14 protein-coding genes are annotated in these 13,244 nt (G+C 71.2%); 12 read left to right on the top strand and 2 right to left on the bottom strand.

All coding sequences use genetic code 11. From position 1 onward, the window contains the following. The first annotated feature begins 117 nt into the window (after window positions 1-117). The 9 genes from RM704_RS15165 to RM704_RS15125 all read left to right on the top strand — a co-directional run bounded on the left by RM704_RS15165 (window position 118) and on the right by RM704_RS15125 (window position 5,645). Complete coding sequence (locus RM704_RS15165) at window positions 118-492, top strand: hypothetical protein (protein WP_033525215.1); 375 nt, start codon at window positions 118-120, stop codon at window positions 490-492. After that, complete coding sequence (locus RM704_RS15160) at window positions 489-1,127, top strand: class F sortase (RefSeq protein WP_033525214.1); 639 nt, start codon at window positions 489-491, stop codon at window positions 1,125-1,127. The genes RM704_RS15165 and RM704_RS15160 overlap by 4 nt, the downstream gene beginning before the upstream one ends. A gap of 73 nt (window positions 1,128-1,200) precedes the next feature. Beyond that, on the top strand, window positions 1,201-1,701 hold the full coding sequence (locus RM704_RS15155) for an RNA polymerase sigma factor (RefSeq protein ID WP_033525213.1): 501 nt from the start codon (window positions 1,201-1,203) through the stop codon (window positions 1,699-1,701). After that, on the top strand, window positions 1,685-2,134 hold the full coding sequence (locus RM704_RS15150) for a hypothetical protein (protein WP_033525212.1): 450 nt from the start codon (window positions 1,685-1,687) through the stop codon (window positions 2,132-2,134). Before RM704_RS15155 ends, RM704_RS15150 begins: the two co-directional genes overlap by 17 nt. A gap of 189 nt (window positions 2,135-2,323) precedes the next feature. Beyond that, entirely contained in the window at window positions 2,324-2,824 is a 501-nt protein-coding gene (locus RM704_RS15145; protein ID WP_033525211.1) for a hypothetical protein, read from the top strand. Window positions 2,825-2,918: 94 nt separating this feature from the next. Next, on the top strand, window positions 2,919-3,569 hold the full coding sequence (locus RM704_RS15140; RefSeq protein WP_033525210.1) for a DUF305 domain-containing protein: 651 nt from the start codon (window positions 2,919-2,921) through the stop codon (window positions 3,567-3,569). 226 nt (window positions 3,570-3,795) lie between these two features. Further along, window positions 3,796-3,984 carry a hypothetical protein gene (locus tag RM704_RS15135; RefSeq protein ID WP_311590638.1) on the top strand — a complete coding sequence of 63 codons (189 nt, stop codon included), beginning with the start codon at window positions 3,796-3,798 and terminating at the stop codon, window positions 3,982-3,984. Window positions 3,985-4,344: 360 nt separating this feature from the next. After that, on the top strand, window positions 4,345-4,713 hold the full coding sequence (locus RM704_RS15130) for a BlaI/MecI/CopY family transcriptional regulator (RefSeq protein WP_033525208.1): 369 nt from the start codon (window positions 4,345-4,347) through the stop codon (window positions 4,711-4,713). A 20-nt stretch (window positions 4,714-4,733) separates the two neighbouring features. Next, on the top strand, window positions 4,734-5,645 hold the full coding sequence (locus RM704_RS15125) for a M56 family metallopeptidase (RefSeq protein WP_033525278.1): 912 nt from the start codon (window positions 4,734-4,736) through the stop codon (window positions 5,643-5,645). A gap of 97 nt (window positions 5,646-5,742) precedes the next feature. On the opposite strand, the gene RM704_RS15120 is transcribed toward RM704_RS15125, so the two are convergent. Next, window positions 5,743-6,453: a DUF5134 domain-containing protein gene (locus RM704_RS15120; RefSeq protein ID WP_157856641.1), complete on the bottom strand. Its 711-nt coding sequence runs from the start codon at window positions 6,451-6,453 to the stop codon at window positions 5,743-5,745. Between the two features lie 246 nt (window positions 6,454-6,699). On the opposite strand from RM704_RS15120, the gene RM704_RS15115 reads away from it, so the two are divergent. Further along, window positions 6,700-7,272 (top strand): DUF4396 domain-containing protein, encoded by a 573-nt coding sequence (locus tag RM704_RS15115; protein ID WP_107072210.1) that lies wholly within the window; start codon window positions 6,700-6,702, stop codon window positions 7,270-7,272. Between the two features lie 272 nt (window positions 7,273-7,544). Here the strand turns inward: RM704_RS15115 and RM704_RS15110 are convergent, their stop codons facing one another. Next, entirely contained in the window at window positions 7,545-8,087 is a 543-nt protein-coding gene (locus RM704_RS15110; RefSeq protein WP_033525207.1) for a DUF1707 SHOCT-like domain-containing protein, read from the bottom strand. A 482-nt stretch (window positions 8,088-8,569) separates the two neighbouring features. On the opposite strand from RM704_RS15110, the gene RM704_RS15105 reads away from it, so the two are divergent. Together RM704_RS15105 and RM704_RS15100 are read left to right on the top strand one after the other, a co-directional pair. Beyond that, window positions 8,570-8,992 carry an effector-associated constant component EACC1 gene (locus RM704_RS15105; protein WP_192829564.1) on the top strand — a complete coding sequence of 141 codons (423 nt, stop codon included), beginning with the start codon at window positions 8,570-8,572 and terminating at the stop codon, window positions 8,990-8,992. Window positions 8,993-8,998: 6 nt separating this feature from the next. After that, window positions 8,999-12,946: a caspase, EACC1-associated type gene (locus RM704_RS15100; RefSeq protein ID WP_033525205.1), complete on the top strand. Its 3,948-nt coding sequence runs from the start codon at window positions 8,999-9,001 to the stop codon at window positions 12,944-12,946. Window positions 12,947-13,244 lie beyond the last annotated feature (298 nt).

Below are 13,244 nucleotides of genomic sequence, written 5' to 3'. Positions count from 1 at the left end.
CCGCCGCAGGCCGGGCAACCGACCGGGCGGCGGCCCACGGAGCCGTTCCACCGAGCCGTCCCTCTGCCGAACCCGGCCGGACGGCGGCCCGCCGAACCCGACACGAAAGAGCGACCCATGCGCCGAACCGTCCTCAGTGCCACGGCACTCGCCTTCACCGCCGTGCTGGCGACCGCGCTGCCCGCGTTCGCCGACGGCACGAGCCCGACGGCCGTACCCCAGGAGGCCTCCAAGGCGCCGACCCCGGCCCCGTCCGCCCCCGCCACGGAACACCCCTCGCCCGGCCCCGCCGAGGCCACGGACGACGACGCGAGCCCCGTACCGAGCCAGGTCTCCGTCGTCCCGAGCGGAGCTCCCGACACCGGTACGGCGCCGAAGTCGGAGGGGTCCGGCGGCGCCGGCGTGCTGGCAGGCACGGGCGCCACCGCGGTGCTCCTCGGCGGCGGCGCGGCCGTCGTTCTCGTACGTCGCAAGCGGGCGAACCAGGCGTGACTCCGCTCTCCAGGCGCGCCTTCGCCGTCGCGGCGGCGGCCTCACTCCTGGTGAGCTGCGACGACGGCGCCACCGACCACGCCACGACCGCCCTTCCGAAGGACGAGGCGACGCCACCTCCGTCCTCGCCGTCCTCGCCGTCCTCGCCTGCGCCCAGTGGCGCCGTCCGCCCGCTGGGCCGTTCGGTCCCGGTGCGGCTGCTGATCCCGGCGATCGAGGTCGACACCCCGGTCATCCGGCTGGGGCTGGCCCCGGACGGCACGGTGGAGGTGCCGCCGGTCACGGACCACGACAGGGCGGGCTGGTACCGGCATTCGCCGACGCCGGGCCAGACCGGCCCCTCGGTGATCCTGGGCCATGTCACGGTCGGGCCGTACGGCGACGGGGTCTTCCGCCGGCTCGCCCGACTACGGCGGGGCGAACGGATCGAGGCGCGCCTGGAGAACGGCACGACAGCGGAGTTCACCGTCGACTCCGTACGGACGGTCGCCAAGGCCGACTTCCCCGCGAACGACGTCTACGGCGACGTGAACCGTCCCGCGCTGCGCCTCATCACGTGCGGCGGCCCACGCACGGGCGAGGAGTACCGGGACAACGTGATCGTCTTCGCGACGCTGAGCCCGACGGCCCGGTGACCCACCCCCCAACCACACCCCACCCACCCCCTCCCCTTTGCCTCTTGTCGCACCATCACGACCATGGAGAGCGTTGAAACGGTCCCGTGAGAAGGCCGCGTCCGAGTTGTTCGCCGCCCTCTACCCGCGCCTCGCCGGCTGGTGCCGTCGGCTGGTCGACGACGACGAGACGGCCCACGAGATCGCGTCGGAGGCGTTCACCCGGCTCTGGGCCCGGTGGACATCCGTGGCGGAACCGCACGGCTTCCTCTACGTCACCGCGGCCAACCTCGTACGGGACCACTGGCGCAAGCTCGAACGCGAACGCAGGGCGATGCACCGGGTGACCGCCGAGGCCGCGGTGCGCCCGCGGTACGACCAGGCCCAAGAGCCCGACCCCTCGGTCCGGTTGCTCGTGCAGTCACTGCCGGAACGACTGCGCGTGCCGATCCTGCTGCACTACTACGCTGACATGCCGATCCGGGAGGTGTCCGCGCTGACCGGACGCAAGGAAGGAACCGTCAAGGCCGACCTCCACGCGGCCCGCGAACTGCTCCGCGCCCACCTGAGGAGAAGCCTTGATCACACGCCCTGACGAGGGCCCGGACTTCGAGCCCGACGACCCGCTCGCCATCCTCCTGCGTCCCCCGGCCGACCGCCTCGGCCCACCGCCGGGCCGCTACGAGACGATCCGCCGCGGCGCCGCCCGCCGCCGTCTGGCCCGGGCCGCGGCCGGTGCCGCCGCGGCCTGCGCGGTCGTCGCCCTCATCGCCCTTCCCCTGCACCTCAGTCGGGACGGGGCCCCCGCGACCCCCTCGGTCCCCCTGGCCCCACCCTCCACGACCAGCACGTCCCCGGCTCCGCCGTCGACCCCCACCTCCGACACCGGCGCGCCCTCCGAAGGCCCCGCGAGCCCGGTCCCCTCGGCCCCGCCCACCAAGGGCGGCGCCGACGCCGTCGCCCCGTCGGCGACTCCGCCCATGCCCGCCGAACCCTCGGCCCTGGACCGCACCCCCGACGCGCCCTGACCACGCCCACACACCCACGCGGCAGCGCCGATGCCCTCGCCGTCACCGTCATCGTCACAGGCGCCACGTGACCTTCACCACGAAACCGTTTAGTAGAACAGTAGAAAACGCCCCTTCGCCCGACACGACGATCGTTCCCTGGGTACGGTCGTGGCAGCAGATCCAGAACGGTCGGTGACGGAGTCGGGCATGAAGGCGAGTCGACGCGTACGCGCAGGTGGCACCCTCGGCCACCTGCTGCTCATCGCCGTGCTCGCCCTCAGCGTCTTCGCGATGCACAGCACGGGGCACCCCGACGAGTCCGCACACCCTGGTGGCGAGTCCGCGCACGTCAACGAGCCCGCGCACATCAGCGGGTCGATGCACGTGAGCGAGTCGGTGCCCTTCAGCGAGCCGGTGCCCTTCAGCGGATCCGCGCACTCCATGAACACCGCTGCCCATGCGACGGCGACGGATGCGGCTCCCACGGGGTCGCAGTCCTCGCACGAACCGGCCCCGACCATGGACATGCAGTCCCTCTGCGTGGCGATCCTGCTCGGCGCATGGGTTCTCACCGCCCTGCTCATGTCGGCGTTCGCCCGCCGCCACGAGGAATGGGCGGAGCTGCTCGCCCAGGTCGCCGCCCTCGCGCGACCCCGCCCGCCGCCACGCGGGCCCGATCTCACCCGTCTGTCAGTTCTGCGGCTGTAGGCCGAGCCGTTCACGCGGGCGCGCGTCCAGCGCGACCCCACGGCTCCGCCTGCCCACGAACAGCCCAGAACGCACACCCCGAGGTGAATCGACCATGACAGCCCTTACGCGAACCCCCCGCCGCACGCGCCTGCGCCGCGCCGCCGCCACCGCGAGCGTCGTCGCCGTCGGCACTCTGCTGCTCACCGCCTGTGGCGACGACATGAACGACATGGAGCACGGGAGCGGCAAGAGCTCGACGTCCACGTCCGGTGAAGCCGGATCCGCCGACTTCGTCGACGCGGACGTCACCTTCGCGCAGATGATGATCCCGCACCACGAACAGGCCCTGGAGATGGCCGAACTCGCCGACGACCGGGCGTCCGACACGGAGCTCAAGGACATCGCCGAGCAGATCGAGAAGGCCCAGGACCCGGAGATCAAGACGATGAAGGGGTGGCTGCGGTCCTGGGACCGCCCGACCGCAGCCGAGTCGATGCCCGGCATGGACCACGGCAGCGACGGCGGCAGCGCCGACGGCATGATGTCCGGCGCGGACATGCGGCGACTCAAGACCATGAAGGGCACCGACTTCGACAAGCTGTTCGCCCAGCTGATGATCGAGCACCACAACGGCGCCATCAGCATGGCCGAGGACGAGCGGAAGAACGGCAGGAACGGTGCCGCCGTGAAGATGGCGGGCGCCATCGTGAAGAGCCAGACCGCCGAGGTCGAGCAACTCAACGACATCCTCGACCGACTCTGAACACCCCCGGCGCGGGCCGACGTACGGCCCGCGCCGGTCCAGCACAAGGTCCGTGAAGCGGTTGCCGACCGTGACGTCAGTGGCATGTGTTGAGATGACGGGACTTCGTTCGCCGACTTGCTGGGAGATCATCTCGATGCCTGGTGCGTACCCCTCCTTGACGCGAGCCCTGGCGGAGTCTCTGGTCGATGTCGTCTGGTTCGTCGAAGGCTGTGAAGACGAGCAAATGGATCCAGACGACGCGGTCAAGGTCCTGGAGGGCGTCGCTCACGTCGTGAGCAAGCTGTCGCGTGAGCAGCAGGACGAGTTCCTCGGCCTGCTCGCCACCATGGCCCGCGAGGAGTCCGACCCGTCGCGGCGAGCGTTTCTGGAGGAGTTCCCGGACGGCTTCGGACTGGTGGAAGACGTGGCCTGACCACCACTTCAGGAGTGCGATCAGCCTGGAGGCTCAGCAGGTTCTGGTGCAGATCGCCGGCGTTGAGGTGTACGTGAATCACCCGGTGCCGCAACTGGGCGCGACCGATTGGGTTCCCATCTCCCTCGGCCTGGGGGACGCTGACGCGGCCACTTGCGACACTCGTGTTGCGGTCCGTGTTCGGCCTCAGTCGGGCCTGATTGAAGTACGAGTCTGACGACACAGGCGTAGTCACCTCACGAAGCTCTTGCCAGACCCCCTCGCCGGCCTCACCGGCTGCCGAGGAGTCCTGACGAGCAAGCCATCTACTATGCCCCTGCGTATACGCGTGCGCGTCAACAGCCAGAAGGAGTCAGGGCCATGCGACGGCTGGGGGAACTGGAAGCGGAGATCATGGACCGCCTCTGGACGTGGAACCGTCCGGCGACGGTGCGCGAAATCGTGGACGATCTCAACAAGACCCGCCCGCTCGCCTACACCACGGTGATGACCGTCACCAACATCCTCTACAACAAGGGCTGGCTGTTGCGGGGCAAGCAGGGCCGCGCCTGGCTGTACACCCCGGTGCGCAGCCGTGAGGCGTACGCCGCCGCGCTGATGGAGGACGGATTGGACGCGAGCAAGGACCGACCGGCCGCGCTGGTCCACTTCGTCGAGAACATGACGGAGGAGGAGCAGGCCGCCCTGCGCAAGGCCCTGCGCGCGGTGGGACGGCAGCCGAAGTCGTGAACGGGGCTCCCCTCCTGGGCGTGAACGCGGCTTCCCTCCTGCTCGTCTACACGGCGACGGTGGGCTTCGTCGCCCCTGCCCTGGTGCTGCGAGCCTCCTGGCCGCACCGGGCACCCGCCCTTGCCCTGGCGGTCTGGCACACCCTGACGGCCTCCTTCGTCCTCGGGGCCGCACTGACCGCGTACCACCTGCTCATGCCCACCGAGCACACGCACGAGGGACTCCTGGGCCTGCTGCACTCCTGCGGACTGGACCTGGGCGCGAGCGGGCCCGGTCACGACACGGCGGGCGGCCTCGCCGCCGTCGTTCCGGCGGCGCTCGGGGCAACGCTCGCGGGCAGCTTCGCCTTCCACGTCGTACGAGCCCGTCGAGCGCGGACCCGGCACCGGGAGGCGGTGGATCTGGTCGGCCGCCGCTCCGCACGGCTGGGTGCCACCGTCCTGCCGTACGACGTACCCGCCGCCTACTGCCTGCCGGGCCGCCGGCCGAGGATCGTGATCAGCGACGGCGCCGTACGGGAGCTGGCTCCTGAGCAACTCGCGGCGGTTCTGGAGCATGAACGGGCGCATATCGCGGGCCGCCACCATCTGGTGATCGCCGCCGCCGCGGCGTTCCAGTCGGTCTTCCCCCTGCTCCCCCTGGCCCGTCACGCCCGCGCCCAGACAGCACTCCTGCTGGAGATGGTCGCCGACGACCGCGCCTTGCGCGCCCACTCCGACGGGGCCCTGGCGAGCGCGATGTACGAGATGGCGACGGCCCGGACCCCGCAGGGCGCCTTCGCGGCGGGCGGCCCGGCGGTCGTGATCCGGATCCGGCGGGTACTCGGGCCGCGCCGCCCTCCGCACCGCGCGTTCTGGGGTTCCGTCGCCACCGTGACCGCGACCGTTCCGCTGTTGCCGCTCCTCGTCGTCTGCCCACTCGGCGCCACCTGACGTCGCCGGCGACGCAGACATTGACGACGCCGCATCCCGAGCCCTGCCGCCCGCACTCGGACCCCCACGACCCGCCGACGCGCAGCGCCCGTTCGGATCAGACGGTCATCATCAGCAGCATCGTCGCCATCGAGCCGCCCATGCCGATGTGACCGGCCAGGCGCGCGTTCGGCACGGACAGCACTGCCGGGGTACGGGTCGCTCGACGGTGGCGGGCCCCGGTGACCGATCCGGAGGACGATCCGCCCGTCTCCCGCATCCGGGCGCGTACGGCCAGCGCCACGGCCGCCAGGAAGTAGGCGGCCAGGGCCCAGAAGGCGACGCGCCACAGCATCGCGGAGCCCGAGGTGGCGGCCGCCTCGGTGACGCCGTGGGCACCCATGCCCTCCACGCCCTCCGCCCCGGCCGCACCTCCATGGCCGTGCCCGGAGGAGCCGGCCAGGGCGAGCGTCGGCCCCGAGGAGGCGCCGGGCATGGCCAGGGTCATCACCACCATGGCGGCACTGCCGATCACGAGATGGGCGCCGTGCCGCACCTGCCGCACACCGCCACGTACGGCCTGCCGTACGGACAACGCCACTCCCCCGAGACAGAGCAGTCCGAACACGGCCGCCCACCACACGCCGTACGTGCCGTACAGGGTCGCGGTCGGAGGCGCCGCCATGACGGCCATCCCCCCACCCATGACCGCCTCGGCCCCTGCCTCGAACCGGCCCCAGCCGCTGACCAGCGCCAGCCGTACGAGGTTCCCGACGGCCACCCCGGTTCCCAGCACCACCAGCGTCCAGCCAAGAAGGTGTCCAGCCACGTCGCCACTCCTCACGGGACCCGGAGATCCGGCTCACCGATCGTCGACCACTACGTACCCGCTTAGTACGTAGCGGCCGCCCGTCCGACTCAGCCAGGCGAACCACGACCGCCTCAAGAAGGACCCGCCGTCCTCGTACGCACCGCTCGCCAGATACCCCCTGGGGGTATAGTCTGGCCAAGCGCTCGAAGAAGGACCACCATGGATGAGAATGGGGAGGAAACGGCCATGGACCACAAGGACCACATGGATCAGGTGGGCCACAGGACTCACCACGAGGGCACCGCACACGACCAGACGGCCCCCGACCACACCGCTCACGACGAGAACCGGCACAGCCACACCGACCAACCGCTGCCGCACGGGGCACACGGGACGCACGGCGGAGCGTCCTGGGCCACGGCGACAAAGGCGACCCTGCACTGCCTCACCGGGTGCGCCATCGGCGAGATCCTGGGCATGGTCATCGGCACGGCTCTGCTGTGGGACAACGTGCCGACCATGATCCTGGCCATCACGCTCGCGTTCCTCTTCGGCTACTCGTTCACCCTGTTCGCGGTGCGGCGAGCCGGCCTGGACCTCAAGAGCGCGATCAAGGTAGCCCTGGCCGCCGACACCGTCTCGATCACCGTCATGGAAGTGGTCGACAACGCCATCATCGCCCTCACTCCCGGCGCGATGGACGCCCATATCGACGACGCCCTCTTCTGGTCAGCCCTCCTCGGCGGCTTCGCAGTCGCCTTCCTCATCACCACACCGGTCAACAAGTGGATGATCGGCCGGGGCAAGGGTCACGCGGTCGTCCACGCGTACCACTGACTCACGCACCCCGAGGGAATGATCTTCGCTCCGCCTAGGAGATCGACCTTCCCGTTCGCCTCGTCCAAGGTGCCGCGTCGCCTCTCCCGGCCAGGCTCTCCTCCGCACCGCAGCACATCGACGCACAGCCGACCGCACCCGTCGGAACGCTGCCTGACGACACGGCAGGATCACCTGGTACGGCCCATGGCTCTACACCGGCGTCGGCGCCCTTCTCGGCCATCCGCCTGTGACCAAGCACCGGGTGTGTGGTCCTCGTGCCGGCTGACGGCTCAACGCCAGGCGTGGCGGACCTTCAGCCGTCCGAATCCCATGGTCCCGGAGATGCGGATGACCGGCCCGCCCGGGCGGGAACGCCGTGGGGCCCGGTAGCGCAGATCTTTCCACCCCGTGCTCAGCGCCTCGACGTCGACGACCGCGTCGCGGGGCACCGTGATTCTGGCCCCACCGGTTCCGAGTTGCAGCTCGATGTCGACGACCTGATGCTCGATGATCGCCCGGAACAGATCCAGGCGCACACGTCCGACCGCGGACCCGACCTTGAGGATCCGAGGCACCCGCCACGCGCCGCGCCGCTTGATCCGTCCGCCGACGACGGCGATCGTCGACGTGGTGGCCGGCTGCTCCTCCGGGAGGGAGGCCAGAGCCGACACGAGGTCACTGTGCGCCTCGGAGGTGAGCACTTGGTGGAGGTGTTCGTCCAACTCCTCGTGCGAGATGAACCCTTCGGCGTACGCCTCCTGCAGGCGCCGCACCGCCGTATCGCGGTCGCCTTCGCCGATCGACGACGATGGGTCTTCCGGTAAGGGGGCCACCGTCTCACCCTACTGCCGTGCCGACGACGCGCGGCTCGTCGTAACGACCCCTTGGTGGCAGCGTGATGGACAGTGCTGGCCCGGTACACATCGGTGCGCCCGCTCCACTCCGCCAGAAGAAGCGGGGAGTGGGACGTGAGCCGTCACCGACCACCTGACCGGCAAGCGCATCGGCCCGCCCGAAAAACCAAAGCGGAGTTGCCGTCTCGACCACTCCAGCGGCAGCATCCGTGGCCTCAGCCGACACCTTGGGGCCGCACCCGTCTGCGCTGCCCCATTCCTGGTACAGGGCACTTCCCTGGCCCCATGACGAAGCGACAATGAGCACGTCATAAGCGTTTCTCAGCCACTTCCCCGTCGGCGCCTGAGGGTTTCGGAAACACGCGTGCCCGCTGTCCGACCCGCCGACTATCGTCGTCCGCTCATGCTCCGTCAGGACATCAGAACCACACGGCAGATCGAGGGGACGCGCTGTGACCACCATGCCCGAGCAACGGACCGGGTGCCGGATCTCCATCGTCGACGAGGACCCGTTGCGTGCGCGCAAGGAGGCGCGTGAGCTGCTTGCCGGGATCGCCGACGTCGATCCCGGAGCGGCTCTGGACGTTCCCCGGCGCGGCACGGGCGCGGCGGCCGACGGGGCAGTCAAGGGCGGGCTGACGGCCGACACCGTCGGCGTGCTGGTCGGCGCCGGCTCGCTGGTCGCCGCCGGAGTCCAGATCTGGCTGGCCAGGGTGCCGCAGCGGACGATCGTCGTGCGGCGGCCGGACGGAGCGACTCTGCACATCACCGGGAAGGAGGCCCGTGAGGACGACGAGCGGATCGAGCGCTTCCTCGCGGGCGGCGGTGAGGCTGCTCGCCGTACGGAGCACGATGGCCTCGGCGACACCCCTGCGGCGGGCTGAGCGCACATGACCGACAATGACCGGTTCGCGATGCTCGTCGGCGTGTCGACGTACGACAGCCACGCGTACCGCGATCTGCCGCCCGTGCGCGCCGATCTTCACTACATGCGGGCGGTGCTGGAGAACACCGAGATCGGCATGTACAACGACTGCGCGATGGTCGCCGAGCCGACCCGGGCGGAGATGCTGCACGCCGTCGAGACGTTCCTGAACGCGCGACAGGCGAGTGAGACGGCGCTGCTCTACTTCAGCGGGCACGGGGAGTTCTGCGAGGACGACAACCAGCTGTACTTCCTGACCCGGGACACCGACCCGGACGACCTGCCGGGTACGGCGGTCCCGGCGGAGTTCCTGGAGCGGATGCTCCAGTCGTGCCGGGCCGCTTCGAAGCTGGTGCTGTTGGACTGCTGCTCCAGCGGCTCCGTCGTCCAGGGCTGGACCGCGAAGGGGCCGGCCGAAGAGCCCGCGCGGCCCGCGCCGAGCACGCTGCTGCGGCCGACGGGCGTGTACTTCATCACCGCCTCCGACGCTCTTCAGTCCGCGTCCGCGATGGCGCCGGACGGGTCGAACCTCGGTACGTCCCGGTTCACCGGGGAGATCGTGGAGGGACTGCGCAACGGCCGGATCAAGGAGGGCGGCTGGATCACGCCGGACGACCTCTTCGAGTACCTGACCGCGCAGATGAGGCGGGACGGCGTACCGGAGGAGCAGCGTCCCACCAAGTCCACGATCAGGGCCACGAACCAGCTGCCCTTCGCCCGATCGGTGGCCCGGCCGGTTCGTCTCCCGGAGCTGCCGCGCGACGCTGCCGAGGCCGCCCGGCGCTCCCCCGCCCTGCTGAAGGCCCGGGAACTGGCCGCGCTGGACGCACGGGACGGCGTGGACTGGGAGCGGCTGCTGCGGTACTACGCACACTGCCTCACCGCTCAGTCGGCGGCCGGCATGCGACCCGACCGGGACAGTGGGCGCGGCTCGAAGTACTTCCTGCTGGGTCAGGGCCAGGAGACCATCCAGTCCGGGCGGGGTTCCGCCTTTCCGGCGCCCGGGAGCCTGCCCAGGCCGCAGGACGTTTCGGCGGGTACGGGCAGAGGTGACACGGGCGCCCAGCAGGAGTACTGGTACGGCTATCCGGCGATCACGCTGCCCGTGCGGGACGGCGGGGCAAGGGGGCGCCGTACGTCGGTGGAGCTGGCGCCGCTGCTCATCCAGCAGCTGGAACTCGCGCCGGACGAGGAGGGCCGGGACGTACTGCGGCCCAGTGGCGTTCCCTCCCTGCACACGGGTGTCGTCGCGGAACTGCTGGACGCGGGCGACGCGGCCGACCTCGTCGCCCGCTGGCAGCCGTCCTGGCAGGAGGGCAACGACGCGCAGATGCTGCGCGCCGTACGGGAGCTGTTGGACGAGCTGGGGCTGCCGGAGCTGGAACCGCTCGACCCGTCCGCGCTCAGCGAGCGAACGGTGATGCAGGCGCTGCGGCCCGGCGCGCACAACGCGGCCGTACTGCTGGTGCCTTCGGGCGTGGAGGCCAAGGCCACCGAAGCCCTGGTGGACAACCTGCTGCGGATCTCGACCCGGACGGGACAGATCCCCGGCACCGCCATGGACGCACTGCTGAGCGGTGGCGAGGGCGGTGCGGGGGACACGTCGTCCGTCACCGTGGTGGCTCCCGGACCGTGCAACGAGAGCCAGGAGTCGGTCATCTCCTCGGCGATGACACGGCCCCTGACGGTGGCGACCGGGCCGCCCGGCACGGGCAAGAGCGAGGTCGTCACGGCCGTCGTCACCACCTGTGTCGCCGCCGGACAGTCCGTTCTGGTCGCCTCCACGAACAACGAGGCCGTGGACGTCGTCGCCGAACGCTGCGACGACATCGCGCCCGGCTTGCTGATGCGGACGGGCAACGCGGAGGCACTGGAGCGGGAGGCCGCGAAACTGGAGCGGCTGCTGGGCGAACCCGCCCGGGCGCCGCGGCGCGGATCGGTCACCGTGGGCGGGCAGTTGCGCAGTGCGCGCGAAACCTCTGACGGACTGCGGACGGAGGCCACGCGCCGGGTCGGCGAGGAGGGGCTCCTGCTGGAGCTGCTGTGGGAGCGGACGGAACGGACGGAAGCACTGGAGCTGCCGCTGGCGCTCCTGGAAGGTGTGTGGGCGGCGGCGGACGAGGGCGGCACGGCCGCACTGGGACGCTGGGAGGACCGGGCACGGAAGGCGGCCGGGGCCCCCTGGTGGCTGCTCGGCCCGTGGCGTCGGGGCCGGGCGCTGGCCGCGCTCGTCTCGGCGGTGGCCGATCACGACGACGCGGCGGAGGACCGACCGGCTGCACCGAGCCTGCCGTATCCGCCAGATCCCTCGAACCGGCCGTCGTGGCCGGAGTGGGCGTCCGGGCGACCGGTGCCGGCGGAACTGCTGGAGTCGCTGGCGGACACGGTGGCCGTGGAACGGAAGGTACGGACGCTCGTCCCCCACCACACGGGATGGGACGAAAACGGGCTGCACCAGTCGCGGCTGGAGGTGGCGCGCACGCTCTCCGAACTGTCAGCGGAGCTGTCGAGGGCGGTGTCCACCGAGACAATGGCTCGGGCACGCGGGCTCATGCAACAGCGGCTCCAGGCACTGCGGAGCCGCTCGGGCTTCCAGCGCAGCCAGAAGAACCTCATGGCGCACATCAAGGGATGGGCCGTCAGCACGCACTCGGTGCGGCAACTGGAGCTGACGCCCAAGCTGTTCGACCTCGTCGTCATCGACGAGGCGAGCCAGTGCTCCATCCCCTCGGTGCTGCCCCTGCTGTTCCGGGCCCGCCGGGCGCTGATCATCGGCGACCCGATGCAGTTGGGGCACATCCCCGGCGTGTCACCGCAGCAGGAACAGCAGGCACGGGTCAGGGCCGGACTGAGCGCGGCACAGCTGGAGGACCACCGGCTCACGTACCACGTGTACTCCTCGTACCACGCGGCCGAGCAGCACGGTGACTCCGCGCTGCTCCTCGACGAGCACTACCGGTGCCACCCCCGGATCGCCGACGTCGTCAACGGCTACTGCTACGCGGGGCAGTTGCAGGTGCTCACCGACGTCCGGCGGCAGGTCCCGGCCCTCGACCCGGTGGGGGCGGCCGATCCGGCGCCGGCGCTGGGATGGGTCGACGTACCGCGCGGCGAGTCGGCGCGCGGCGGCGACGGGCGGTCCTGGCGCAACGCGGCGGAGGCGGACGCCGTTCGGCGGGTGGTGGACGAACTGCTGGCACGGCTGCCGCAGGACGCCACGGTGGGTGTGGTCACGCCCTTCCGGGCACAGAAGGAGGCGTTGGCGCGGGTGTGGCGCGACGACGACCGCGTGCGGGTCGGCACCGTGCACGCCTTCCAGGGCGGGCAGCGCGACGTGATGGTGCTGAGCCCGGTGGCCACGCGCAACACCCCGCCGAGGACCACCCACTGGGTCGCGAGCCAGGTCAACCTGTGGAACGTGGCGGTGACCCGGGCCAAGTCGCAGCTGATCATCGTGGGCGCGCACGCCTTCTGGGAGGGACAGAGCGGACTGCCGACCCTGCTCGCGGGGCGCTCGACGCTCCTGGGAGCGGACGCGGGCGAGGCCGAGGGACCGGTGGGGACGGCCGTCCCGGCGACCGGCTTCCGCGAGGAGCTGGCCGACCGGCTCCAGCACTACCTCGCCGAGCGCGGCATCTCCGACCTCGAGCGGGCGGCGGTGGTCGGCGGCCACCCGGTCGACCTGCTGTTCACCGAGGCCGGCGAGAACACGGCGGTTCTGATCGACCCCGGCCCGCCGCACGGCATCGACCCGGCACGGCACCTGCGGCTGTCCCATGCGCGGGGTGACCTCCTGACCGGGTTGCCGTCCGGGGGTTACGGGGCGAAGGCGTGCCCGGTGGGCCGCACCGTGCGGGTTCCGGCGTGGCGGATCCTGGCGGGTGAGGAGGTGCTGGCCCCCCTGTTCGACTGAGCCGGGAGACAGCCACGCCGGGGCTGGTTCAGGTGCCGGCCAGGGCCACGGGAGGCGGCATTCCGTGATCGCCGTATCTGAGCCGCGAGAGGCGTTCGCGGCGTGCCGCCCGTGAAAAGAAGTCGAACGACCCATAGGGGCCGGAAACGCGCGGGTCAGCGGCTTTGCACTGCGGCCTCCAGAAGCGCCGGACACTCCACCTGATCCAGCCCGCGCGGAAGGCCCCGGAGCGTCAACCGAGCGTCACGACAGAGCCCATCCCGTGTGCCCGCCCCAGCAGTAGCGGCACCCATGATCC

It is taken from the genome of Streptomyces gottesmaniae (assembly GCF_031845845.1).
GTDB lineage: Bacteria > Actinomycetota > Actinomycetes > Streptomycetales > Streptomycetaceae > Streptomyces > Streptomyces akebiae.
Note: the sequence above shows the minus strand (reverse complement) of the source record. Positions and strands in the feature narration are given on the sequence as shown.